The following is a 25,093-nucleotide window of genomic DNA, read 5'->3' as shown; positions in this document are numbered from 1 at the left end:
CGCCGGCGCAGCCCGCAGGCCCGTCCGTCCACGCCCACCCCATGGCACGCCTTCCCCGCCTCACGCTGGCCGGCATGCCGCACCACGTGATCCAGCGCGGCAACAACCGCCAGGCGATCTTCGTGGACCGCGCCGACCACGAGAAGCTGCTCGCCCTGATGGCCGAGAACGCGGCGCGCTTCGGCATCGCGCTGCATGCCTACGTGCTGATGGACAACCACTTCCACCTGCTGGCCACGCCCGACAGCACCACCGGCCTGCCGCAGCTCATGCAGTCGGTGGGGCGCAGCTACGTGCGCTACTTCAACGACCGCCATGGGCGCAGCGGCACGTTGTGGGAAGGCCGCTACCGCTCGACGCTGATCCAGACCGACCGCTACCTGCTGACCTGCATGGCGTACATCGATCTCAATCCGGTGCGCGCGGGCATGGCGACCGATGCGCTTGAGTTCCCGTGGTCCAGCCACGGCCACTACGCCGGGCTGCGGCACGACCGTCTGCTCACGCCGCATCCGCTGTACTGGGAACTCGGCAACACGCCGTTCGCGCGGGAAGCGGCCTACGTCGAGTTGGTGCGCAGCGGGGTGCGAGCGGCCGACCAGACGGCGCTGACCGAGGCCACCTTGCGCGGCTGGGCCGCAGGCGACGAGGATTTTCTCGACACATTGCAGAAATCGACCGAGCGTCGGGTCGTCAAGGCCAAGGCCGGTCGGCCGCCGTCGAACAGCCAAACCTGAGACGAAATACCGGCTGAACGGTCGTCGGTATTGGAGTTCGCGCTCCTGATTTTGATGTGTCCCCATTTTAATTCTGACAAGAAAACTCAAGCTTTAATAAGAATCTGACCCCTATTAAAGTGTTTGGCATTCTTTGTGCATCGCAATATGCTCCCTTTCCCTGCGAAAACTGAAGGAGCGCGCCCATGACGACGGCTGCCGAGATCCAACATCTCCAAGAACACGGTCTGTATTCCGGTGCCGACGAGCACGACGCCTGCGGCGTCGGCTTCGTGGCACACATCAAGGGCGAGAAAAGCCATGCCATCGTGCTGCAGGGCTTGAAGATCCTTGAAAACCTCGACCACCGCGGCGCCGTGGGCGCCGACAAGCTCATGGGCGACGGCGCGGGCATCCTGATCCAGCTGCCCGACCACCTGTACCGCGAAGAGATGGCCAGCCAGGGCGTCACGCTGCCCCCGCCCGGCGAATACGGCGTCGGCATGATCTTCCTGCCCAAGGAACACGCATCGCGCGAAGCCTGCGAGCAGGAGATGGAACGCGCCATCAAAGCCGAAGGCCAGGTGCTGCTCGGCTGGCGCGACGTGCCGGTCAACCGCGACATGCCCATGTCGCCCACCGTGCGCGCCAAGGAGCCGCTGCTGCGCCAGGTGTTCATCGGCCGCGGCAACGACGTGATCGTGCAGGACGCGCTGGAACGCAAGCTCTACGTGATCCGCAAGACCGCCAGCGCCAACATCCAGCGCCTGAAGCTCAAGCACAGCAAGGAGTACTACGTACCCAGCATGTCGAGCCGCACGGTGGTCTACAAGGGCCTGCTGCTGGCCGATCAGGTCGGCACCTACTTCCTGGACCTGCAAGACCAGCGCTGCGTCTCTGCCCTGGGCCTGGTGCACCAGCGCTTCTCGACCAACACCTTCCCCGAATGGCCGCTGGCCCACCCGTACCGCTACGTGGCGCACAACGGCGAAATCAACACGGTCAAGGGCAACTACAACTGGATGAAGGCACGCGAAGGCGTGATGTCCTCGCCCGTGCTGGGCGCCGACCTGCAGAAGCTCTACCCGATCAGCTTCGCCGGCCAGTCCGACACCGCCACCTTCGACAACTGCCTCGAGCTGCTGACGATGGCCGGCTACCCGATCAGCCAGGCCGTGATGATGATGATTCCCGAGCCCTGGGAGCAGCACACCACCATGGACCCGCGCCGCCGCGCGTTCTACGAGTACCACGCCGCCATGCTCGAGCCGTGGGACGGCCCCGCTTCCATCGTGTTCACCGACGGCCGCCAGATCGGCGCCACGCTCGACCGCAACGGCCTGCGCCCCTCGCGTTACTGCGTGACCGACGACGACCTGGTCATCATGGCGTCGGAGTCGGGCGTGCTGCCCGTGCCCGAGCAGAAGATCGTGCGCAAGTGGCGCCTGCAGCCCGGCAAGATGTTCCTGATCGACCTGGAGCAGGGTCGCATGATCGACGACGAGGAGGTCAAGTCCACCCTCGCCAACAGCAAGCCCTACAAGCAGTGGATCGAAAACCTGCGCATCAAGCTCGACAGCGTCAAGGCCGAGCCGTTCTCCGCACCGCTGAGCCAGGTGGCGCTGCTCGACCGCCAGCAGGCCTTCGGCTACACCCAGGAAGACATCAAGTTCCTGATGAGCCCGATGGCGCAGGCCGGCGAAGAAGGCATCGGCTCCATGGGCAACGACAGCCCGCTGGCCGTGCTCTCCAGCAAGAACAAGCCGCTGTACAACTACTTCAAGCAGTTGTTCGCGCAGGTGACCAACCCGCCGATCGACCCGATCCGCGAAGCCATCGTGATGTCGCTGGTGTCCTTCATCGGCCCCAAGCCCAACCTGCTGGACATCAACCAGGTCAACCCTCCCATGCGGCTCGAAGTGAGCCAGCCGATCCTCGACTTCTCCGACATGGCGAAGCTGCGCGACATCGGCAAGTACACCCAGGGCAAGTTCAAGAGCTACGTGCTCGACATCACCTACCCGCTGGCCTGGGGCGACGAGGGCGTCGAAGCCAAGCTGGCCTCGCTGTGCGCCGAGGCGGTGGACGCCATCAAGGGCGGCCACAACATCCTGATCGTGAGCGACCGCGGCGTGAGCCCCACGCAGGTGGCCATTCCCGCCGTGCTGGCCCTGTCGGCCGTGCACCAGTACCTGGTGCGTGAAGGCCTGCGCACCACCGCCGGCCTGGTGGTGGAAACCGGGTCGGCCCGCGAGGTGCATCACTTCGGCGTGCTGGCCGGCTACGGCGCGGAAGCCGTGCACCCGTACCTGGCCATGGAAACGCTGGCGGCGATGCACGCCGACCTGCCGGGGGACCTGAGCGCCGACAAGGCGGTCTACAACTACGTCAAGGCCATCGGCAAGGGCCTGTCGAAGATCATGTCCAAGATGGGTGTCAGCACCTACATGAGCTACTGCGGCGCGCAGCTGTTCGAGGCCATCGGGCTGAACACCGTCACCGTCAACAAGTACTTCACCGGCACCGCCAGCCGCGTGGAAGGCATCGGCGTCTTCGAGATCGCCGAGGAAGCCATCCGCATGCACAAGGCTGCGTTCAGCGACGACCCGGTGCTCGCCAGCATGCTGGACGCGGGCGGCGAGTACGCCTGGCGCGCACGCGGCGAAGAGCACATGTGGACGCCCGACGCCATCGCCAAGCTGCAGCACAGCACGCGCTCCAACAACTGGAACACGTACAAGGAATACGCCCAGCTCATCAACGACCAGAACCGCCGCCACCTCACGCTGCGCGGCCTGTTCGAGTTCAAGATCGATCCGGCCAAGGCTGTGCCGGTCGACGAGGTCGAGTCCGCCGCCGACATCGTCAAGCGCTTCGCCACCGGCGCCATGTCGCTCGGCTCGATCAGCACCGAGGCGCATGCCACGCTCGCGATTGCCATGAACCGCATCGGCGGCAAGAGCAACACGGGCGAGGGCGGCGAAGATCCCGCGCGCTACCGCAACGAACTCAAGGGCATTCCGATCAAGCAGGGCGACACGCTCAAGAGCGTGATCGGCGCGGCCAACGTCGAGGTCGACCTGCCGCTGAAGGACGGCGATTCGCTGCGTTCGCGCATCAAGCAGGTGGCCTCGGGCCGCTTCGGCGTCACGGCCGAGTACCTGCATTCGGCCGACCAGATCCAGATCAAGATGGCGCAGGGCGCCAAGCCGGGCGAGGGCGGTCAGCTGCCCGGCGGCAAGGTCACCGAGTACATCGGCAAGCAGCGCTATGCCGTGCCGGGCGTGGGCCTCATCTCGCCCCCGCCGCACCACGACATCTACTCGATCGAAGACCTGGCCCAGCTCATTCACGACCTGAAGAACACCGCGCCGCACGCGAGCATCAGCGTGAAGCTGGTGAGCGAAATCGGCGTCGGCACCATCGCCGCGGGTGTGGCCAAGTGCAAGAGCGACCACGTCGTGATTGCCGGCCACGACGGCGGCACGGGCGCTTCGCCCTGGTCGTCGATCAAGCACGCGGGCAGCCCGTGGGAAATCGGCCTGGCCGAAACGCAGCAGACGCTGGTGCTCAACCGCCTGCGCAGCCGCATCCGCGTGCAGGCCGACGGCCAGATGAAGACCGGCCGCGACGTCGCCATCGGCGCGCTGCTGGGCGCCGACGAGTTCGGCTTCGCGACCGCGCCGCTGGTGGTCGAGGGCTGCATCATGATGCGCAAGTGCCACCTGAACACCTGCCCGGTGGGCGTGGCCACGCAAGACCCGATCCTGCGCAAGAAGTTCTCGGGCAAGCCCGAGCACGTCGTCAACTACTTCTTCTTCGTGGCCGAAGAAGTGCGCCAGATCATGGCCCAGCTGGGCATTCGCAAGTTCGACGACCTGATCGGCCGCGCCGACTTGCTCGACATGCGCAAGGGCATCGAGCACTGGAAGGCTTCGGGCCTGGATTTCAGCCGGCTCTTCGCGCTGCCGAACGTGCCGGCCGACGTGCCGCGCTTCCACGTGGAGAACCAGGAGCACGGCCTGGAGCGCGCGCTGGACGTCAAGCTCATCGAGAAGTCGCGTCCCGCCATCGACAAGGGTGAGAAGGTGCAGTTCATCGAGGTGGTGCGCAACGTCAACCGCTCGGTGGGCGCCATGCTCTCGGGTGCGCTGACCAAGGTGCATCCGCAAGGCCTTCCTGACGATTCGATCCGCATCCAGCTCGAAGGCACGGGCGGCCAGTCGTTCGGCGCCTTCCTGGCACGCGGCATCACGCTGTACCTGATCGGCGACGCCAACGACTACACCGGCAAGGGCCTGTCGGGCGGCCGCGTGGTGGTTCGCCCCAGCCTGGACTTCCGTGGCGAAGCGGTGCGCAACACCATCGTCGGCAACACCGCGCTGTACGGCGCGACCACCGGCGAGGCCTACCTGTGCGGCGTGGCCGGCGAGCGTTTCGCGGTGCGTCTTTCGGGCGCCACGGCGGTCATTGAAGGCACGGGCGACCACGGTTGCGAATACATGACCGGCGGCACTGTCGCAGTGCTGGGCAAGACGGGCCGCAACTTCGCGGCCGGCATGAGCGGCGGCGTGGCTTTCGTCTACGACGAGGACGGCCAGTTCGCCACGCGCTGCAACCTCTCGATGGTGTCGCTCGACAAGGTGCTCACCTCGGCCGAGCAGACGGCCAGCGTGCATCGCAAGATCTGGCACGGCGGCGAGACCGACGAGGCCCAGCTCAAGAAGCTGCTCGAAGAGCACCACCGCTGGACCGGCAGCAAGCGCGCGCGCGAGCTGCTCGACACGTGGGCCGTGTCGCGCACCAAGTTCGTGAAGGTGTTCCCGAACGAATACAAGCGCGCCCTGGGCGAACTGCACGACCGCAAGGTCGAGCTGGCGAGCAGCGGCAACGACGCGCACGCCGGTCTCGAGCCGCATGCGCTGGCAGCGCCGTCCGCAACCGCCGCGGTCTGAGCGGCAACGAACACGAAGAACAGAGGAAAGCACGATGGGAAAAATCACCGGCTTCATGGAGCATGAACGCATCGAAGAGGGCTACAAGCCCATCGACGAGCGGCTCAAGCACTACAAGGAATTCGTCGTTGCCCTGACGCCCGAGCAGGCCAAGGTGCAGGGCGCGCGCTGCATGGACTGCGGCACGCCGTTCTGCAACAGCGGCTGCCCGGTCAACAACATCATTCCGGACTTCAACGACCTCGTGTACCGCAACGACTGGCAGAACGCCTTCGCGGTGCTCGACTCGACCAACAACTTCCCCGAGTTCACCGGCCGCATCTGCCCCGCGCCCTGCGAGGCGGCCTGCGTGCTCAACGTGAACGACGACGCCATCGGCATCAAGTCGATCGAGCACGCGATCATCGACCGCGCCTGGGACGAAGGCTGGGTGGCGCCGCGCGTGGCCAAGCACAAGACCGGCAAGAAGGTGGCCGTGGTGGGTTCGGGCCCGGCCGGCATGGCGGCTGCGCAGCAGCTGGCACGCGTGGGCCACGACGTGACGCTGTTCGAGAAGAACGACCGCATCGGCGGCCTGCTGCGCTACGGCATTCCCGACTTCAAGATGGAGAAGACCCACATCGACCGCCGTGTCGAGCAGATGAAGGCCGAGGGCGTGACCTTCCGTACCGGCGTGATGGTCGGTGCGGCGAAAGAGCCGCTGGGCAAGGGCTCCAAGGTGACCAACCTCGCCAAGGAAACCGTCACGCCCGAACAGCTGCAGAAGGAATTCGACGCGGTGGTGCTCACGGGCGGCGCGGAGCAATCGCGCGACCTGCCGGTGCCGGGCCGCGACCTGGACGGCGTTCACTACGCCATGGAGTTCCTGCCGCAGCAGAACCGCGTGAACGCGGGCGACAAGCTCAAGGGCCAGTTGCGCGCCGAAGGCAAGCATGTGATCGTGATCGGCGGCGGCGACACGGGCTCAGACTGCGTGGGCACCAGCAACCGCCACGGCGCTGCCAGCGTCACGCAGTTCGAGCTGATGCCGCAGCCGCCCGAGGAAGAAAACCGCCCGATGACCTGGCCGTACTGGCCGATCAAGCTGCGCACCAGTTCCAGCCACGAAGAGGGCTGCGAGCGGGAGTTCGCCATTTCCACCAAGGAATTCATCGGCGAAAAGGGCAAGCTCACCGGCCTGAAGACCGTTCGCGTCGAGTGGAAGGACGGCAAGATGCAGGAAGTGGCGGGCAGCGAGCAGGTGCTGAAGGCCGACCTGGTGTTGCTGGCCATGGGCTTCATCAGCCCCGTGGCCACCGTGCTGGACGCCTTCGGTGTCGAGCGAGACGCGCGCGGCAACGCCCGGGCCACGGTCGATTTCATCGGCGGCTATGCCACCAACGTGCCGAAGGTGTTTGCCGCCGGCGACATCCGCCGAGGCCAGTCGCTGGTTGTGTGGGCCATTCGCGAGGGCCGTCAAGCGGCACGTTCGGTCGATGAATTTCTGATGGGATTCAGCGACTTGCCGCGATGAATTTTGTTTCAATTTAGCGGGCCCGGTCATGGCCCCGTTATCATCCGCGTGAAACCGCATGCCGGGATGCTTGAAAAAGCGCCCGGCTTTTTTATTGAGATGGACCCAGCCGCACCGCCACATCCCTTCGTAGAGTTCCGCAACGTCTCGTTCGGCTACGGCGCGCGCGCCATTCTCGACGGCGTGTCTTTCGCCGTGCCGCGCGGCAAGGTGACGGCCCTGATGGGCGCGTCGGGCGGCGGCAAGACCACGGTGCTGCGCCTGATCGGCGGACAGCAGAAGGCGCAGCGCGGCGAGGTGCTTTTCGATGGTCAGGACGTCGTCAGGTTCGACGCCAAGGCGCTCTACGCGGCGCGGCGCCGCATGGGCATGCTCTTTCAGTTCGGCGCCCTGTTCACCGACATGAGCGTGTTCGACAACGTGGCGTTTCCGCTGCGCGAGCACACGCAGTTGTCCGAAGCGCTGGTGCGTGACATCGTGCTCATGAAGCTCGATGCCGTCGGCCTGCGCGGCGCGCGCGACCTGATGCCCAGCGAGGTGTCGGGCGGCATGGCACGGCGCGTGGCGCTGGCGCGCGCGATCGCGCTCGACCCCGACCTCGTGATGTACGACGAACCCTTCGCCGGCCTCGACCCCATTTCGCTCGGCACTGCGGCGCGGCTGATTCGCCAGCTCAACGACACGCTCGGTCTCACCAGCATCATCGTGTCGCACGACCTGGAAGAAACCTTCCGCATCGCGGACCACGTGATCATCCTGGCCAACGGCGGCATCGCCGCGCAGGGCGCCCCCGACGAAGTGCGCAACAGCGTCGACCCGCTCGTCCATCAGTTCGTGAATGCGCTGCCCGACGGGCCGGTGCGCTTCCATTACCCGGGCGTCAGCATCGAAGACGATTTCGGCAATGTCGAAGGAGGGCGGTCATGAGCTGGTGGAAGCCCGCCGACATCGGCTATGGCGTGCGCAGCCGTCTGGCCCATCTTGGGTACGGCGCGAAGCTCTTCTTTCGCCTGCTCGGGCCGGGCGCGCAGATCATGCGCCGCTTCGGCCTCGTGCGCGACCAGATCCATTTCCTGGGCAACTACTCGCTCGCCATCATCGGCGTGTCGGGGTTGTTCGTGGGCTTCGTGCTGGGCCTGCAGATGTACTACGCGCTGCAGCGCTACGGCTCCGCGGAAGCGCTGGGCCTGCTGGTCACGCTGAGCCTGGTGCGCGAGCTCGGGCCCGTGGTGGCCGCCTTGCTGTTCACCGGGCGCGCCGGTACGTCGCTTACCGCGGAAATCGGCCTCATGAAGGCCGACGAGCAACTGAGCGCCATGGAAATGATGGCCGTCGACCCGGTGCAGCGCATCCTGGCGCCGCGCTTCTGGGCCGGCGTCATCACCATGCCGCTGCTGGCCGCCGTGTTCAGCGCGGTCGGCATCATGGGCGGCTACGTGGTGGGCGTGCTGATGCTGGGCGTGGACCCGGGCGCGTTCTGGGGGCAGATGCAGGGTGGCGTCGATGTATGGCGCGATGTGGGCAACGGCGTCGTCAAGAGCATCGTCTTCGGTTTCACCGTGACCTTCATCGCACTGCTGCAGGGCTACGAAGCCCAGCCGACGCCCGAAGGCGTGTCGCGCGCGACCACGCGCACGGTGGTGACGGCATCGCTGGCGGTGCTGGGGCTCGACTTCCTGTTGACCGCCATGATGTTCAGTATCTAAAGGAGCCTGGCTCCCATCGTTCTAGAGAGTTCAAACCATGCAACGTTCCAACAATGACATCTGGGTCGGCCTGTTCGTGCTGATCGGCGCCGCCGCATTGCTGTTTCTCGCGCTGCAGTCGGCCAACCTGCTGAGTCTGAACTTCCAGAAGACCTATGCGGTGACCGCGCGCTTCGACAACATCGGCGGGCTCAAGCCGCAAACCGCGATCCGCAGCGCGGGCGTGGTGGTCGGCCGCGTGGAATCCATCTCCTTCAACGACAAGACCTTTCAGGCCGACGTCACACTGGCTTTGCAAAACCGTTACAGTTTTCCCAAGGACAGTTCGCTCAAGATCCTGACCAGTGGCCTGCTCGGCGAGCAGTACATCGGGATCGAGGCGGGCGCCGAGGAGAAGAACCTGCAGGCCGGCGACACCATCACAGCCACGCAATCCGCGGTGGTGCTGGAAAACCTGATCAGCCAGTTCCTCTACAGCAAGGCCGCCGACGGGAGCTCCAGCTCCGGCACGGCGCAGGGCACCCCCAATAAAAAATGAAAACACGATCTTTTTCGCACGTCGCATCGACTGCCATGAACAAAACAGCCAAATACGCGCGCTGGACCAGCGCTGCCGCGGTCTTCGCACTCGTGGCGGGTTGCGCCACCGGCCCCAACGCCAACCCGGCCGACCCCTTCGAGCCGTTCAACCGTGGCGTGTTCACGTTCAACGACAAGCTCGACCAGGCCGTGCTCGTGCCGGTGTCCACGGTGTATGTCAACGTGCTGCCCTCGATGGTTCGCACCGGCGTGAACAACTTCTTCGGCAACCTGGGCGACGTCTGGAGCTTTGCCAACAGCGTGGCCCAGCTCAAGCTGCAGAACAGCGCCGAGACCTTCATGCGGGTCAACGTCAACACCTTCTTCGGCCTGGGCGGCCTGCTCGACGTGGCCACCGAAGCCGGCATCGACCGCCATGACGAAGACTTCGGCCAGACGCTGGGCCGCTGGGGAGTGGGCGCCGGCCCGTACATCGTGCTGCCGGTGCTCGGCCCCTCGACACTGCGCGATACGGTCGCCAAGCCAGTCGATTTCTACGGCGACCCGCTCAATGCCATGAACGACGTGGCGTGGCGCAATTCGCTGACCGTGCTGCGCGTGGTCGACACGCGCTCGCAGTACCTGCGCGCCGGTCGCCTGATCGACGACGCCGCGCTCGACAAGTATTCGTTCACGCGCGACGCCTTCCTGCAACGCCGTCTCAGCCTGATCCACGACGGCAAGAGCCCCGACGAAGACGCAGGCAAGTAACAAGCCGGACGCGGCCAGCACAGGCGGCTTGCTTGCATTAAGTTGCAAGGCTTCACCTGCGCTACAGGAACCCGGTAGGCCGGGGGCCTGTCGAACCCGTTCTATCGTGACACGCCGCTTTAGTGCGTGTTGCGCGAAATCCGAAACCTGAGGGACCTCTCCATGAACAACAAGACGATCCTGCAACGACGCGGCTTCGGCCACCTGGTGCTCGCTGGCGCGCTGCTGTTCAGCGCCGCCGCCGCCTTCGTGAGCCCTGCACGCGCTGCCGACGAAACCCCCGATGCGCTGGTCAAGCGCATCTCGACCGACGTGCTCGACACCATCAAGTCGGACAAGTCGATCAAGTCGGGCGACGTCAACAAGATCATGCTGCTGGTCGACAGCAAGATCATGCCCAACGTCAACTTCCAGCGCATGACGTCCTCGGCCGTCGGCCCGGCCTGGCGCACCGCCACGCCCGAGCAGCAAAAGCGCCTGCAGGACGAGTTCAAGACCCTGCTGGTGCGCACCTATGCCGGCGCGCTCGACCAGGTCAGCGACCAGGCCGTCACCGTGCGTCCGTTCCGCGGTTCGCCCGACGACGCCGACGTGCTGGTGCGCACCGAGGTCAAGGGCCGCGGCGACCCGGTCCAGCTGGACTACCGCCTCGAGAAGACCCCCGGCCAGGGCGCCGGATGGAAGGTCTACAACCTGAATGTGCTGGGCGTCTGGCTGGTCGACACCTACCGCACCCAGTTCTCGCAGGAAATCAACAAGAGCGGCATCGACGGCCTGATTGCGGCGCTGGCGGCGCGCAACAAGGGCAACGGCAAGAGCTGACCGATGCTGGTCCTGCCCACGCGCCTGACCCATGACGAGGCCCCCGCCTGCATGCGCATGCTGCAGCAGGGGCTGAAGGGGCAAGCCGATTCGTCGTCCACTGTGGTGGACGCCACCGCGCTGGCGCAGTTCGATTCGTCGGCGCTGGCGGTGCTGCTCGAATGCCGGCGCGAATCCAGCGCGCTGGGTCGCGGCTTCTCGGTCAAGGGCCTGTCGCCGCGCCTGCGCGAACTGGCGGCGCTGTACGGAATCGCAGGCCTTTTGCCCGCCGCGCCCTGAAAAAGTAACGGCCCGGTAAAATCGCGGGCTCCCATGCCCGCGATCTCATTCCAATCGGTCTCCAAGACCTACCCCCCCTCCCGACAACAAAAAGCCCAAGGCAAGCAAGGGCTGAAGGCGGTCGACGAGGTCACTTTCCAGATCGAGCCGGGCGAATTCTTCGGCCTGCTGGGCCCCAACGGTGCGGGCAAGACCACCTTGATCAGCATGCTCGCGGGCCTGTCGCGCCCCACGTCCGGCACCATCAGCGTGCACGGTTTCGACGTGCAGCGCGACTTTGCCGAGGCGCGCCGCCAGCTCGGCATCGTGCCGCAGGAGCTGGTGTTCGACCCGTTCTTCAACGTGCGCGAGTCGCTGCGCATCCAGTCGGGCTACTTCGGCATCAAGAACAACGAGGCGTGGATCGACGAGCTGCTGCAAAGCCTGGGCCTCGCCGACAAGGCCACGGCCAACATGCGCCAGCTCTCGGGCGGCATGAAGCGCCGGGTGCTGGTGGCGCAGGCGCTGGTGCACAAGCCGCCGGTGATCGTGCTGGACGAACCCACCGCCGGCGTGGACGTCGAGCTGCGCCAGACGCTGTGGCAGTTCGTCGCCAGGCTCAACAAGCAGGGCAGCACCGTGCTGCTGACGACCCATTACCTTGAAGAGGCCGAGGCGCTGTGCAACCGCATCGCGATGCTCAAGCAGGGCCGCGTGATCGCACTTGACCGCACCAGCGAGCTGCTGAAGTCGGCCGCGAGCAACGTGCTGCGCTTCAAGACTGACGCCATGCTGCCCTGGGCCATTGCCCAGCATGCGCGCATCACCGGGCGCATCGTGCAGCTGCCGGCGCAGAACGCCCATGAAGTCGAACAACTGCTGGCCGCGATCCGCGAAGCCGGCGTCGCGGTGGAAGACGTGGAAATGCGCAAGGCCGACCTGGAAGACGTGTTCATCGACCTGATGGCGGGCGAGCAGACGCCGCTGGAGGTCGCGCGATGAGCGCCGCGCCGCGCCGCCCCAAGCAAGCGAAGCTCCCCCTCGGGGGGACGCGAGGACACGCAGTGCCGCGCAAGGGGGCCCCATGATGGCTGTCACGGGTTGGCGCGCGCTGCTCTACAAGGAAACGCTGCGTTTCTGGAAGGTCGGCTTCCAGACCGTCGGTGCGCCGGTGCTCACCGCGCTGCTGTACCTCATGGTGTTCGGCCACGTGCTCGAAGGCCGTGTCACGGTCTACGGCACCGTGCCCTACACCGCCTTTCTGGTGCCCGGCCTCGTGATGATGAGCGTGCTGCAGAACGCGTTCGCCAACAGCTCGTCGTCGATCATCCAGAGCAAGATCATGGGCAACCTGGTGTTCGTGCTGCTCACGCCGCTGTCGCACTGGGGCTGGTTCTTCGCGTATGTGGGTTCGTCGATCATTCGCGGGCTGGCCGTGGGGCTCGGCGTGTTCGTGGTCACCATGTTCTTTGCCATGCCCAGCTTCGTGGCGCCGCTCTGGATCGTCGTGTTCGCGTTCCTGGGCGCCGCCATGCTGGGCACGCTGGGGCTCATCGCGGGCCTCTGGGCCGAAAAGTTCGACCAGATGGCCGTGTTCCAGAATTTCCTGATCATGCCCATGACCTTCCTGTCGGGCGTGTTCTATTCGATCGGCTCGCTGCCGCCTTTCTGGCAGAAGGTGAGCCACCTGAACCCGTTCTTCTACATGATCGACGGCTTCCGCTACGGCTTCTTCGGCGTGAGCGACGCCTCGCCCTGGCTGAGCCTGGGCATCGTCGGCACCGCCTGGCTGGTGGTGAGCGCCGTTGCCGTCCACCTCCTGCGCATCGGCTACAAGATCCGCAGCTGAACGTTTTTCTCCACACCCCATGACCGCCGAACAACTACAGGCCCTGATCCAGTCCCATCTTCCGTGCGAGCACATCACGCTCGAGGGGGACGGCCGACATTGGTACGCCACCATCGTCTCGGCCGAGTTCGAGGGCAAGCGCGCCATTCAGCGCCATCAGCGGGTGTACGCCACCCTCGGTGCGAAAATGCACACCGACGAGGTGCATGCGCTCTCGATGAAGACCTACACCCCGGCCGAATGGGCCGCAGTGGAAAAATAACGTTCCGGCCCCCGTGGGCCCCTGACTTCGCTGGAATTTCGATGGACAAACTTCTGATTCGCGGCGGGCGAGAGCTCCGCGGCGAAGTACTCATTTCCGGCGCCAAGAACGCCGCGCTGCCCGAGCTGTGCGCGGCGCTCTTGACCGACCAGCCCGTGACGCTGCACAACGTGCCGCGTCTGCAGGACGTGTCGACCATGCTCAAGCTGGTGCGCAACATGGGCGTTGCGGCCGAGCGCGACGACAACGGCACCGTCCGCCTGAACGCTGCAGACCTCGGCAACCCCGAGGCGCCCTACGAACTCGTGAAGACCATGCGCGCCTCCGTGCTGGCGCTGGGCCCGCTGCTGGCGCGCTTCGGTCATGCCAAGGTGTCGCTGCCCGGCGGCTGCGCCATCGGCTCGCGGCCGGTCGACCAGCACATCAAGGGCCTGCAGGCCATGGGCGCGGAGATCGTGGTCGACCACGGCTACATGCTTGCGCGGCTGCCCGAGGGCCGCACCCGCCTGAAGGGCGCGCGCATCCTGACCGACATGGTCACCGTCACCGGCACCGAGAACTTCCTGATGGCCGCCGCGCTGGCCGAGGGCGAGACCCTGCTCGAGAACGCCGCGCAGGAGCCCGAGATCGTCGACCTGGCCGAAATGCTGATCCGCATGGGCGCGAAGATCGAAGGCCACGGCACCAGCCACATCCGCATCCAGGGCGTGGAGAAGCTGCACGGCTGCGAGCACGCCGTGGTGGCCGACCGCATCGAGGCCGGCACCTTCCTGTGCGCCGTGGCGGCCACGGGCGGCGACGCCTTTCTGCGCCATGCGCGCGGCGACCACATGGACGCGGTGATCGACAAGCTGCGCGACGCCGGCTGCACCGTCGCCTGCGAAAAGGACGGCGTGCGCATCGCCTCCAAGGGTCCGGCATACGAGAACCTGAAGGCGCAGAGCTTCAGCACCACCGAATACCCGGGCTTTCCGACCGACATGCAGGCCCAGTTCATGGCCCTGAACGTCATTGCGCGCGGCGCCTCGATGGTCACCGAGACCATCTTCGAGAACCGCTTCATGCACGTGAACGAGATGGTGCGCCTGGGCGCGCGCATCCACGTCGAGGGCAAGGTGGCGATGGTCGAGGGCGTGCAGCAGCTCTCCGGCGCCACCGTGATGGCCACCGACCTGCGCGCCTCGGCCAGCCTCGTCATCGCCGGCCTCGTGGCCGAGGGCGAGACGCTGGTCGACCGCATCTACCACCTGGACCGGGGCTACGACCGCATGGAAGCCAAGCTTCGCGGGCTGGGTGCCGACATCGAACGCGTGGCGGGAGCCGCCGCATGATCACCTTGACATCACAGGAGCCGCAATCGTGATCACGCTTGCTCTGTCCAAAGGCCGCATCTTCGAAGAGACGCTGCCCCTGCTGGCCGCCGCCGGCATCGAGGTCACCGAAGACCCGGAGAAGTCGCGCAAGCTCATTCTCGACACCACCCGCCCCGACGTGCGCGTGGTGCTGGTGCGCGCCTCCGACGTTCCCACTTACGTGCAGTACGGCGGCGCCGACCTGGGCGTGACGGGTTCCGACGTGCTGCTCGAACACGGCAACCAAGGCCTGTACCAACCGCTGGACCTGCGCATCGCGGCTTGCCGCCTGAGCGTGGCCGTGCGCAACGACTACGACTACGCCTCGGCCGTGAAGCAGGGCTCGCGCCTGCGCGTGGCGACCAAGTACGTGGGCCTGGCGCGCGACTTCTTCGCCAGCAAGGGCGTGCACGTCGACCTGATCAAGCTCTACGGCAGCATGGAACTGGCGCCGCTCACGGGCCTGGCGGACGCCATCGTCGACCTGGTCTCGACTGGCAACACGCTCAAGGCCAACCACCTCGTCGAGGTGGAACGCATCATGGACATCAGCGCGCGCCTCGTGGTGAACCAGGCCGCGCTCAAGCTCAAGCGCGAGCCCATCCGCCGCATCATCGACGCCTTCGCGTCGGCCATTCCCCAGATCTGAGGTGGCCATGTCAGAAGAGAGCAAGAAAAGCTTTTTCGCCCGCCTCGACAGCCACTACGCGGCTCTCGAGATGGTCAAGGACACCGCGAAGGCCTTGTACTTCGTTGCTGGCGCGCAGGCGGTGTCGGCGCTCATCGTTGACAAGGCTGGCTTGGTCGATGCGCTCATCAACGCGGCGTGCGCGTTCGGCATCGGCAGGTATCGCAGTCGCATTGCATCCGGCGCAGCGCTCTTGCTTGCGGTGGTGACGCTGCTCGTGGTCATGTTTAGGCTGACAAGTGGTGGCGCCGTGGGCGGAATTGCATGCCTTTTTGCGCTGCTCGCTGCTTGGGCTGGAGCCCGCGCGCTCGAAGCAACGATCAAGCTACGGGGCAGGCTGGTGAATTCGCCCTCGCTGGCTCAAGACGATATCGAATGAGTGCGCCCAAGCACCGTCTCAGACATTCCACTCCTCTCAAACGCAATGAACCTGAAAGCAGCCCCCGTCCGACTCTCCACGACTTCAGCCAGCTTCGACGCTGAATTCAAGGCGCGGCTGCATTGGTCCGCGGACGCGGACGCGGCCATCGAGAAGGTGGTGGCGGACATCCTGGCCGATGTGCAGAAGCGCGGCGATGACGCGGTGCTCGAGTACACGCGCCGCTTCGACGGACTCGGCGCCGACACCGTGCCGGAACTGGAGCTCACTCAGGCCGACTTCAAGGAAGCCTTCGATTCCTTGCCCGACGACCAGCGCACGGCGTTGCAAGCCGCGGCCGATCGCGTTCGCAGCTATCACGAGGCGCAGAAGAAGGCCAGCGGCGAAAGCTGGAGCTATCGCGACGTGGACGGCACGCTGCTGGGCCAGAAGGTCACGCCGCTGGACCGCGTCGGCATCTATGTTCCCGGCGGCAAGGCGGCCTATCCGTCCAGCCTGCTGATGAACGCCATTCCAGCCCATGTGGCCGGTGTCGGCGAAATCATCATGGTGGTTCCGACGCCCGTGAAGGGCAGCGTGGCCACCGGGGGGGCGGGCGGGCAGTCGTCGACCAAGGGCGAGCGCAACGTGCTGGTGCTGGCGGCCGCCTATGTCGCCGGCGTCACCCGCGCCTTCACCATCGGTGGCGCACAAGCCGTGGCCGCACTGGCCTACGGCACCGCCACCATCCCCGCCGTCGACAAGATCACCGGCCCCGGCAATGCCTACGTGGCGGCCGCCAAGCGCCGCGTGTTCGGCACCGTGGGCATCGACATGATCGCGGGCCCGAGCGAGATCCTGGTGCTGGCCGACGGCAGCACGCCGCCCGAATGGGTGGCCATGGACCTGTTCAGCCAGGCCGAGCACGACGAGCTGGCCCAGAGCATCCTGCTGTGCCCCGACGCCGCCTACATCGACCGTGTGCAGGCCGAGATCGACCGCCTGCTGCCCACCATGCCGCGCGCCGAGATCATCGCCGCCTCGCTCAACGGCCGTGGCGCGCTGATCCACACCCGGAGCATGGAAGAGGCCTGCGAGATCAGCAACCGCATCGCGCCTGAGCATCTCGAGGTGAGCAGCAGCGAGCCGAACCGCTGGGAACCTCTGCTGCGCCACGCCGGTGCGATCTTCCTGGGTGCCTTCACCAGCGAGAGCCTGGGCGACTACTGCGCCGGCCCGAACCACGTGCTGCCCACCAGCGGCACGGCGCGCTTCTCGAGCCCGCTGGGCGTGTACGACTTCCAGAAGCGCTCCAGCCTGATCGAGGTCAGCGAGGCCGGCGCCCAGGTGCTGGGCCCCATCGCCGTCACGCTGGCCGAAGGCGAAGGCCTGCAGGCGCACGCCGAAGCCGCCCGCATGCGGCTGCGTAAGATCTGAGCTCCCATGACAAGCCTCCGGAAGGAGCAAGCAAGATGATTGACCGTCTCTGTCGTTCGCGTCTGTCCAGACTCGCCACCGGCTTCGTTGCCGGTGCCGCGCTGCTGGCCGCCTGCACGCAGATGCCGCAGGTGCCGCGCGACTTGTCTGCTGTCGGTGTCACCTCCCGCGCGGCCCCTGCGCCGGCCGCGCCCGCGCCGCAACTCGGCACGCAGTGGGGCGAGGGCCGCGAGTCGAAGACACAGGAGGTCGTCACCACGCGCCTGTCAACCCAGCCGGACGACGTGGCTTCGCTCGGTTACAACGAAGCGGCGGCCGTGCGCCGTGCGGTGGGCAACAACCCCGAACGCCGCCTGAGCCTGATGCTGGCGGACGGCGACATCGAATGGTCGGTGCTCGATGAAGAGGGCCAGCCCCTGTCGCTGCAGCGCGCACGCCGTGGCGCGGGCGCAGAAGACATGTTCCGCCTGGCCGGCGTCCAGGGCTCGCGCTACACGCTGCGCTTTCGCAACCTCAGCGAGCGCAGCTACGAGGTCGTCGCCACGGTCGACGGGCTGGACGTGTTGAACGGCAAGCCCGGCAGCCTGCGCAACGGCGGCTACGTGCTGCGCCCGTTGCAGGCCCTGACCGTCGAGGGTTTCCGAAAGAACCAGAACGAGGTCGCAGCCTTCCGCTTCGCCGCGCCGGGCCGTGCCTATGCCGCGAACACCGAAGCCGGCGACGTGCGCAACATCGGCGTCATTGGCGCCGCGCTGTTCGAGCTCGAAGAAAAAGACGCCCCCCGCCGCCAGCGCCGTGACGCCACCCCGTCGCAGCCCAGCGCTTTCCCGGCCGACGGCGCCTACGCGCCGGCGCCGCGCTACCGCAAGTGATGCCCGTGAAACGTGCTGCCTTTTTGTTTCTTGCGTTGATGGCCGCCGCCGGCGCGCAGGCCATGAGCATCCGCGAGCTGCGCACGCTCGAGGCTGGCGAAAAAGACGGCAAGGCCTATGCCAGCTACTACCTTGTCGGTGTGCTCGAAGGCCTGCGCGAAGGCGTCGAGGCTTCGCAGCGCAACGGGCAGGCGCCCGTGTTCTGCGTCGAGGGCCGCCGCCTGGAACCGGCCATGGCCCGCTCGCTCTACCAGAGCGAGCTGAGCCGCAACGCCGACAGCTACGAAGCCGACATGCCCGTTCAACTGGTCATGGCCGGCGCCCTGAAAAACAGCTACCGCTGCACCCGATGACCGCTCCTGAAAACGCCCGCTCCCCGCTCGACCGCATCCGCTCCGACGTGCGGGCCATGCATGCGTACGCGGTGCAGGACGCCAGCGGCTTCATCAAGCTCGACGCGATGGAAAACCCCTTCGGCCTGCCGCCCGCGCTGCAGGCCGAGCTCGGCGCGCGGCTCGGCGCGCTGGCGCTCAACCGGTATCCGGGCGAACGCGGCGCCGACCTGCAGCGTGCGCTCGCCGCCCACGCGCAGATGCCCGAAGGCTTCGCCCTGATGCTGGGCAACGGCTCCGACGAGCTGATCTCGCTGCTCGACATCGCCTGCGACCAGCCCGGCGCCACGGTGCTGGCGCCGCTGCCCGGCTTCGTGATGTACGCCATGAGCGCGCAGCTGCAGGGCCTGAGGTTCGTCGGCGTGCCGCTCACGGCCGATTTCGAGCTCGACGAGGCCGCCATGCTGGCTGCCATCGCGCGCGAGAAGCCCGCCATCGTCTACCTGGCCTACCCGAACAACCCGACCGCCAACCTCTGGGACGACGCCGTCATCGAGAAGATCGTCCAGGCCCAGGGCGCGCAGGGCGGCCTGGTGGTGATGGACGAGGCCTACCAGCCCTTTGCCGCCAAAAGCTACATCGACCGGCTCGCGAAGCACGGCCACGTGCTGCTGATGCGCACGCTCAGCAAGTTCGGCCTGGCCGGCATCCGGCTGGGCTACCTGATGGGCCCGGCCGCGCTGGTCGCCGAGATCGACAAGGTGCGCCCGCCCTACAACATCAGCGTGCTCAACTGCGAGTGCGCGCTGTTCGCGCTGGAGCACGCCGAGGTGTTCGAGGCCCAGGCCCGGCAGATCCGCGAGGAGCGCGAGCGCCTGATGACGGGGCTCGGCCGCTTGGCCGGCGTGAAGACCTGGCCCAGCGACGCCAACATGATCCTTTTGCGCGTGCCCGATGCCACCAAGACCTTCGAGGGCATGAAGGCGCGCGGGGTGCTGGTGAAGAACGTTTCTAAAATGCACGAACTGCTCGCCAACTGCCTGCGCCTCACCGTCGGAACGGCCGACGAGAATGCGCGCATGCTCTCGGCACTCGAAGCCTCACTATGACCACCCCCACCCCCCAGGACAGCGGCGAGCGCATCGCGTCCGTCACCCGCAACACCGCGGAAACCAAGATCAGCGTCAGCGTCAACCTCGACGGCACCGGCCGCGCCAAGCTCTCGACCGGCATCGGTTTCTTCGACCACATGCTCGACCAGATCGCCCGCCACGGGCTGATCGACCTGGACATCGACTGCCAGGGCGACCTGCACATCGACGGCCACCACACGGTGGAAGACGTGGGCATCACCTTCGGCCAGGCGGTGGCCAAGGCCATCGGCGACAAGAAGGGCATCCGCCGCTACGGCCATGCCTACGTGCCGCTGGACGAAGCGCTGAGCCGCGTGGTCATCGACTTCTCGGGCCGCCCCGGCCTCGTGATGCACGTGCCCTTCACCAGCGGGATGATCGGCACCTTCGACAGCCAGCTCACCTACGAGTTCTTCCAGGGCTTCGTGAACCACGCCTTCGTCACGCTGCACATCGACAACCTCAAGGGCATCAACGCGCACCACCAGTGCGAAACAGTGTTCAAGGCCTTCGCGCGCGCCATGCGCGGTGCGCTGGAGCTCGACCCCCGCTCCGTCGGGGTGATCCCGTCGACCAAGGGGTCGCTGTGATGCGCGCCGGCAAACAGCTATGAAATCCGTAGCAAATACCGTCGCGGTCGTCGACTACGGCATGGGCAACCTGCACTCGGTGTCGCAGGCCGTGCGCCATGCGGCCGACCAGGTGGGCGTGGAGGTGTTCGTCACCTCCGACCCCGACGTGGTGCGCAAGGCCACCCGCGTGGTGCTGCCGGGGCAGGGCGCCATGCCCGACTGCATGCGCGAACTGCGCGAGTCCGGCCTGCAGGAATCGGTGCTCGAGGCGGCGGCCGGCAAGCCGCTGTTCGGCGTGTGCGTGGGCATGCAGATGATGCTGTCGCACAGCCACGAAGGCCCGACCGACGGCCTGGGCCTCATTCCGGGCGAGGTCGTCAAGTTCGACCTGGCCGGTCGCCTGCAGCCCGACGGCAGCCGCTTCAAGGTGCCGCAGATGGGCTGGAACCAGGTGCGCCAGGCCCAACCCCACCCCGTGTGGGCGGGCGTGCCCGACGACAGCTATTTCTATTTCGTGCACAGCTTCTACGCCTGTCCGGTCGACCCGAAGCACAGCGTGGGCGAAGCGGATTACGGCGCGAGCTTTACCGCAGCCATTGCACGCGATAACATTTTTGCCACCCAGTTCCACCCCGAGAAGAGTGCGGACCACGGGTTGCAGCTTTATCGCAACTTCCTCCACTGGAATCCCTGAACCTTTTTTGTCCGGGCCGAACCCCCACAGCCCGGACTCCGCACACTCGCGTCACTTCCATGCTCCTCATTCCCGCCATTGATCTCAAAGACGGCCACTGCGTTCGCCTCAAGCAGGGCGACATGGACCAGTCCACCGTCTTCAGCGAAGACCCTGCCGCCATGGCCCGCAAGTGGGTCACCGCCGGCGCGCGCCGGCTGCACCTGGTCGACCTGAACGGCGCTTTCGCCGGCAAGCCGCAGAACCACGCCGCCATCAAGGCGATCCTGCAGGAAGTCGGCGACGACATTCCGGTGCAGCTCGGCGGCGGCATTCGCGACCTCGACACCATCGAGCGCTACATCGACGACGGCCTGCGCTACGTGATCATCGGCACCGCCGCGGTCAAGAACCCGGGCTTCCTGAAAGACGCCTGCAGCGCCTTCGGCGGCCACATCATCGTGGGCCTGGACGCCAAGGACGGCAAGGTCGCCACCGACGGCTGGAGCAAGCTCACGGGCCACGAGGTGGCCGACCTGGGCAAGAAGTTCGAGGACTACGGCGTCGAGTCGATCATCTACACCGACATCGGCCGCGACGGCATGCTCTCGGGCATCAACATCGAGGCCACCGTCAAGCTGGCGCGGGCGCTGAGCATTCCGGTGATCGCCTCGGGCGGCCTGTCGAACATGGCCGACATCGACAAGCTCTGCGCGGTCGAATTCGAGGGCGTCGAAGGCGTCATTTGCGGACGCGCCATCTATTCGGGCGACCTCGATTTCGCCGCGGCGCAAGCCCGCGCGGACGAGCTGGCAGGCGCCTGACGCCTTTGCCGTAGCAGCGCGTGCTCTCCGCGCTCGCCATTGCCAACTACCGCTCGCTGCGCCAGCTGACGGTGCCGCTCGGCCGCCTCACGCTGGTGACCGGCGCCAACGGCAGCGGCAAATCGAGCGTGTACCGGGCGATGCGGCTGCTGGCCGACATTGCCAACGGCGGCGTGATCCGCTCGCTGGTACGCGAAGGCGGCCTGTCTTCCACGCTGTGGGCCGGGCCCGAGCGGTTCCCGGCGGCCATGTTGCGCGGCGAGGTGCCCGTGCAAGGCACCACGCGCAGCGAGCCGGTGGCGCTGAAGCTGGGCTTCGCCGGCGTCGAAAGCGAGGATTTCGGCTACGCCATCGATATCGGCCTGCCGCCGCCGGTTCCGTCGACGGCTTTTTCGTGCGATCCGCAGATCAAGCACGAGGCCATCTGGAGCGGCCCGATGCTGCGCCCCTCCACGCAACTGGTCGACCGCAAGGGTGCCGCGCTGCGCCTGCGCGACGGCAAGGGCTGGCAGGCCGTCGGCCGGCCGATGCCGGCCTTCGCCAGCATGATGACCGAGCACGCCGACCCGCGCGACGCGCCCGAGATGCTCACGCTGCGCGAGCAGATGCGCTCCTGGCGCTTCTACGACCATTTCCGCTGCGATGCCGAGGCGCCCGCGCGCCAGCCGCAGCTGGGCACCTGCACGCCCGTGCTCGCCAACGACGGCGCCGACCTGGCCGCGGCGCTGCAGACCATCCGCGAGATCGGCGACGGCGAGGCGCTCGACCGTGCCGTGGACGACGCCTTTCCGGGAGCCCGCGTCCAAGTCCAGGTGACCGGCGACCGCTTCGAGACGTTGATGCACCAGCACGGCCTGCTGCGGCCTCTGACGGCGGCGGAACTGTCCGACGGCACCCTGCGTTACCTGTTGTGGATCGCGGCCCTGCTGACGCCCCGCGCGCCCGCGCTGCTGGTGCTCAACGAGCCGGAAACGAGCCTGCACCCCGACCTGCTGCCCGCGCTCGGCCGCCTCATCGCGCAGGCGGCGTGCCAGTCGCAGGTGATCGTGGTGTCGCATGCCGCGCGGCTGATCGCGGCGCTGGAAGACAGCGACGGCCTGCAGCCGGTGGTGCTCGAAAAGCAGTTCGGCGAAACGCGCATCGCCAACCTCGACATGAGCGAGATCCCGCGCTGGGAGTGGCCCGCACGGTAGGGCAGGGCGGCGAAAGGCTTATTCGGCCTTCACCGACATCGTCTGGATGATCGTTTCCAGCTGCGCGCTCATCGGCAGGTTGATGCTCTCCCCGGTGGGCAGCTTGCGCAGGAACCAGCGCTTGTACTGCCGCTCGATTTCGCCGTCTTCGGCCAGCACCTGGAAGGCGTCGACGACCAGCTTGTTGAGCTGCGGGTCGTCCTTGCGGTACATGATCCCGTAGGGGTCGTAGGAGAGAAAGTCGCCGACCACCTCGTAGTTCGCCTTGGCGGCGTCCTGCGCGATCAGGCCGTACAGCAGCACGTCGTCGGTGGCGAAGGCGTCGGCCTGGCCGCTCTTCACCAGCCCGAAGGATTCCGCATGGTCGGGCGTCACGACCAGGTCGATGCCGAGCTTGAACTTCTCCGACAGCTCGCGCAGCGTCTTCTCGTTGGTGGTGCCGGCCGTCACGGCCACCTTCTTGCCGGCCAGGTCGCGGAACGACTTGATGGGCGAGCCCTTCTTCACCAGCACCTTGGTGCCCGAGACGAACATGGTGGGCGAGAAGCTCACGCGCTTCTGCCGCTCGAGGTTGTTGGTGGTGGAGCCGCACTCCAGGTCGACCTTGCCGCTGGCGACCGCGTCGATGCGCGAGTCGGAGGTCACGGGTACCCACTTGATGGCCAAGCTCTTGTTCACCGCGTCCTCGATGGAGGCAACCAGCGAGCGGCAGAGCTCGATCGAATAGCCGATGGGCTCCTTGCGCGCATTGAGGTACGAGAACGGCACCGACGACTCGCGGTAGCCGAGGGCGATGGTGCCTGTGGAGCGCGCCTTGGCCAGTGTGCCGGTGAGCTCCTGCGCCTGCACAGGAACCGCCAGCACCAGGGCCGCCAGCAACGCGGCGCAGGCGGATGCAAGCGTGCCGATGCGCTTCATGGCGTGCCGGCTCACGCGTGCGCCGGGTGGGCGAGGGTGGCGTTGGCTTCCTCGTCGATGGCCCGGGCGTTGACGTCGGCGTCGCTCTCGGAGAGCAGCTCGCCTTCCCATTTGGCGACCACCGCGGTGGCGATGGAGTTGCCCACCGCGTTGGTGGCCGAGCGGCCCATGTCGAGGAAGGTGTCCACGCCCAGGATCAGCAGCAGCCCCGCCTCGGGAATGTCGAAGTGGTTCAGCGTGGCGGCAATTACCACGAGCGAGGCGCGCGGCACGCCGGCCATGCCCTTCGATGTGAGCATCAGGATCAGCAGCATCGTGACCTGCGTGCTGATCGGCATGTGGATGTTGTAGGCCTGCGCGATGAACAGCACGGCGAAGGTGCAATACATCATCGAGCCGTCCAGGTTGAACGAGTAGCCCATCGGCATCACGAAGCTCGAAATCTTGCGCTTCACGCCGAAACGGTCGAGCGCCTGCAGGATCTTCGGGTAAGCAGCTTCCGAGCTCGCCGTGGCAAAGGACAGCAGGAAGGCCTCCTTGATGAGCACCAGCAGCTTGAACACGCGCGGCCCCAGAAACACGAAGCCCGCCAGCACCAGCACGCTCCACAGCACGAACAGGCCGAGATAGAAGTCGCCCATGAACACGGCGAACTTCAGCAGGATGCTCAGGCCGTTCACCGCCACCGTGGCCGCCATGGCGGCCAGCACGGCCAGCGGCGCGAGCTTCATCACGTAGCCCGTGATCTTGAGCATGGCGTGCGAAAGCTCCTCGATGGCGGCCACCAGCGTCCTGGCCTTGTCGCCCAGCGAGGCGAGCGCCACGCCGAAGAACATCGAGAACACCACGATCTGCAGGATCTCGTTGTTGGCCATGGCTTCCACGAACGACTTGGGCACCGTGTGACTGACAAAGTCTTTCAGCGTGAACTTGGAGGTGGCCAGGTTGGCCGAGGCGCCGATGTCGGGCAGCGGCAGGCCCAGGTTCTCGCCGGGCTTGAGCAGGTTGGCCATGATCAGGCCGATGACCAGCGACACCAGCGAGGCGGTCAGGAACCAGCCGATGGCCTTGCCGAACACGCGTCCGACCGACTTGGCGTCGCCCATGTGCGCGATGCCCACCACCAGCGTGGAGAACACCAGCGGGCCGATCAGCATCTTGATCAGGCGCAGGAACACGTCCGAGACGATGGAGACGTAGTCGGCGATCTCCTTGGCGGCTTTCTTGTCCGGGAAGCTCGTGAAGATCATGTAGCCCACGATGATGCCTAGCACCATGGCAATCAGGATCCAGGCGGCCATCGGCAGCTTTTTCTTCATGCGTATCCCCTTTTGTCGTGTGTGAGTGATTTTTTCGAGCACGGGACTGAA

The 25,093-nt window shown here is 66.4% G+C and carries 25 protein-coding genes; 23 read left to right on the top strand and 2 right to left on the bottom strand.

Features of this window, described 5'->3' with window-relative positions; genetic code table 11:
• The first annotated feature begins 41 nt into the window (after positions 1–41).
• From ACSFA5_RS15225 to ACSFA5_RS15115, 23 genes are all read left to right on the top strand, one after another.
• Complete coding sequence (locus tag ACSFA5_RS15225) at positions 42–737, top strand: transposase (protein WP_435444881.1); 696 nt, start codon at positions 42–44, stop codon at positions 735–737.
• A gap of 185 nt (positions 738–922) precedes the next feature.
• Entirely contained in the window at positions 923–5,671 is a 4,749-nt protein-coding gene (locus ACSFA5_RS15220; RefSeq protein WP_435444880.1) for a glutamate synthase-related protein, read from the top strand.
• Positions 5,672–5,705: 34 nt separating this feature from the next.
• The gene (locus ACSFA5_RS15215; RefSeq protein ID WP_435444879.1) at positions 5,706–7,184 is read left to right on the top strand and encodes a glutamate synthase subunit beta; all 1,479 of its coding nucleotides are present in this window, start codon (positions 5,706–5,708) and stop codon (positions 7,182–7,184) included.
• Positions 7,185–7,250: 66 nt separating this feature from the next.
• Positions 7,251–8,111 carry an ABC transporter ATP-binding protein gene (locus ACSFA5_RS15210; RefSeq protein ID WP_435444878.1) on the top strand — a complete coding sequence of 287 codons (861 nt, stop codon included), beginning with the start codon at positions 7,251–7,253 and terminating at the stop codon, positions 8,109–8,111.
• Positions 8,108–8,890: a lipid asymmetry maintenance ABC transporter permease subunit MlaE gene (gene mlaE / locus ACSFA5_RS15205; protein WP_435444877.1), complete on the top strand. Its 783-nt coding sequence runs from the start codon at positions 8,108–8,110 to the stop codon at positions 8,888–8,890. The genes ACSFA5_RS15210 and mlaE overlap by 4 nt, the downstream gene beginning before the upstream one ends.
• A gap of 37 nt (positions 8,891–8,927) precedes the next feature.
• Positions 8,928–9,428 carry an outer membrane lipid asymmetry maintenance protein MlaD gene (mlaD, locus tag ACSFA5_RS15200; protein WP_435444876.1) on the top strand — a complete coding sequence of 167 codons (501 nt, stop codon included), beginning with the start codon at positions 8,928–8,930 and terminating at the stop codon, positions 9,426–9,428.
• 35 nt (positions 9,429–9,463) lie between these two features.
• On the top strand, positions 9,464–10,180 hold the full coding sequence (locus tag ACSFA5_RS15195) for an MlaA family lipoprotein (protein WP_435444875.1): 717 nt from the start codon (positions 9,464–9,466) through the stop codon (positions 10,178–10,180).
• A 162-nt stretch (positions 10,181–10,342) separates the two neighbouring features.
• Entirely contained in the window at positions 10,343–11,002 is a 660-nt protein-coding gene (locus ACSFA5_RS15190) for an MlaC/ttg2D family ABC transporter substrate-binding protein (protein ID WP_435444874.1), read from the top strand.
• Between the two features lie 3 nt (positions 11,003–11,005).
• Positions 11,006–11,281, top strand: a complete 276-nt coding sequence (locus tag ACSFA5_RS15185; protein ID WP_093048583.1) for an STAS domain-containing protein — start codon at positions 11,006–11,008, stop codon at positions 11,279–11,281.
• Positions 11,282–11,314: 33 nt separating this feature from the next.
• On the top strand, positions 11,315–12,262 hold the full coding sequence (locus ACSFA5_RS15180; RefSeq protein WP_435444873.1) for an ABC transporter ATP-binding protein: 948 nt from the start codon (positions 11,315–11,317) through the stop codon (positions 12,260–12,262).
• 82 nt (positions 12,263–12,344) lie between these two features.
• The gene (locus ACSFA5_RS15175; RefSeq protein ID WP_435444872.1) at positions 12,345–13,109 is read left to right on the top strand and encodes an ABC transporter permease; all 765 of its coding nucleotides are present in this window, start codon (positions 12,345–12,347) and stop codon (positions 13,107–13,109) included.
• A gap of 19 nt (positions 13,110–13,128) precedes the next feature.
• Positions 13,129–13,371, top strand: coding sequence for a BolA family protein (locus ACSFA5_RS15170; protein WP_007835251.1), 243 nt, complete (start codon positions 13,129–13,131; stop codon positions 13,369–13,371).
• A 41-nt stretch (positions 13,372–13,412) separates the two neighbouring features.
• Positions 13,413–14,702: a UDP-N-acetylglucosamine 1-carboxyvinyltransferase gene (murA, locus tag ACSFA5_RS15165; RefSeq protein ID WP_435444871.1), complete on the top strand. Its 1,290-nt coding sequence runs from the start codon at positions 13,413–13,415 to the stop codon at positions 14,700–14,702.
• A 28-nt stretch (positions 14,703–14,730) separates the two neighbouring features.
• On the top strand, positions 14,731–15,372 hold the full coding sequence (hisG, locus tag ACSFA5_RS15160; RefSeq protein WP_435444870.1) for an ATP phosphoribosyltransferase: 642 nt from the start codon (positions 14,731–14,733) through the stop codon (positions 15,370–15,372).
• Positions 15,373–15,379: 7 nt separating this feature from the next.
• Complete coding sequence (locus ACSFA5_RS15155; RefSeq protein WP_435444869.1) at positions 15,380–15,790, top strand: hypothetical protein; 411 nt, start codon at positions 15,380–15,382, stop codon at positions 15,788–15,790.
• A 45-nt stretch (positions 15,791–15,835) separates the two neighbouring features.
• Positions 15,836–17,206: a histidinol dehydrogenase gene (gene hisD / locus ACSFA5_RS15150; protein WP_435444868.1), complete on the top strand. Its 1,371-nt coding sequence runs from the start codon at positions 15,836–15,838 to the stop codon at positions 17,204–17,206.
• A gap of 35 nt (positions 17,207–17,241) precedes the next feature.
• Positions 17,242–18,078, top strand: coding sequence for a hypothetical protein (locus ACSFA5_RS15145; RefSeq protein WP_435444867.1), 837 nt, complete (start codon positions 17,242–17,244; stop codon positions 18,076–18,078).
• Entirely contained in the window at positions 18,078–18,431 is a 354-nt protein-coding gene (locus ACSFA5_RS15140) for a hypothetical protein (protein WP_435444866.1), read from the top strand. The genes ACSFA5_RS15145 and ACSFA5_RS15140 overlap by 1 nt, the downstream gene beginning before the upstream one ends.
• Positions 18,428–19,519: a histidinol-phosphate transaminase gene (gene hisC / locus ACSFA5_RS15135; protein WP_435444865.1), complete on the top strand. Its 1,092-nt coding sequence runs from the start codon at positions 18,428–18,430 to the stop codon at positions 19,517–19,519. Before ACSFA5_RS15140 ends, hisC begins: the two co-directional genes overlap by 4 nt.
• Positions 19,516–20,133 (top strand): imidazoleglycerol-phosphate dehydratase HisB, encoded by a 618-nt coding sequence (gene hisB / locus ACSFA5_RS15130; RefSeq protein WP_435444864.1) that lies wholly within the window; start codon positions 19,516–19,518, stop codon positions 20,131–20,133. Before hisC ends, hisB begins: the two co-directional genes overlap by 4 nt.
• A 19-nt stretch (positions 20,134–20,152) precedes the next feature.
• On the top strand, positions 20,153–20,809 hold the full coding sequence (gene hisH, locus ACSFA5_RS15125; RefSeq protein WP_435444863.1) for an imidazole glycerol phosphate synthase subunit HisH: 657 nt from the start codon (positions 20,153–20,155) through the stop codon (positions 20,807–20,809).
• A gap of 59 nt (positions 20,810–20,868) precedes the next feature.
• Positions 20,869–21,612 (top strand): 1-(5-phosphoribosyl)-5-[(5-phosphoribosylamino)methylideneamino]imidazole-4-carboxamide isomerase, encoded by a 744-nt coding sequence (gene hisA, locus ACSFA5_RS15120; RefSeq protein ID WP_435444862.1) that lies wholly within the window; start codon positions 20,869–20,871, stop codon positions 21,610–21,612.
• Between the two features lie 20 nt (positions 21,613–21,632).
• On the top strand, positions 21,633–22,805 hold the full coding sequence (locus ACSFA5_RS15115; RefSeq protein ID WP_435444861.1) for an AAA family ATPase: 1,173 nt from the start codon (positions 21,633–21,635) through the stop codon (positions 22,803–22,805).
• 18 nt (positions 22,806–22,823) lie between these two features.
• On the opposite strand, the gene ACSFA5_RS15110 is transcribed toward ACSFA5_RS15115, so the two are convergent.
• Both ACSFA5_RS15110 and ACSFA5_RS15105 read right to left on the bottom strand, forming a co-directional pair.
• Positions 22,824–23,723, bottom strand: a complete 900-nt coding sequence (locus ACSFA5_RS15110) for an amino acid ABC transporter substrate-binding protein (protein WP_435444860.1) — start codon at positions 23,721–23,723, stop codon at positions 22,824–22,826.
• A gap of 11 nt (positions 23,724–23,734) precedes the next feature.
• Complete coding sequence (locus ACSFA5_RS15105) at positions 23,735–25,042, bottom strand: dicarboxylate/amino acid:cation symporter (protein ID WP_435444859.1); 1,308 nt, start codon at positions 25,040–25,042, stop codon at positions 23,735–23,737.
• Positions 25,043–25,093 lie beyond the last annotated feature (51 nt).

The organism is Variovorax monticola (genome assembly GCF_051216855.1).
Taxonomy (GTDB): domain Bacteria; phylum Pseudomonadota; class Gammaproteobacteria; order Burkholderiales; family Burkholderiaceae_C; genus Variovorax.
The sequence above is the reverse complement of the archived record's forward strand: the minus strand, read 5'-3'. Positions and strand labels throughout refer to the sequence as shown.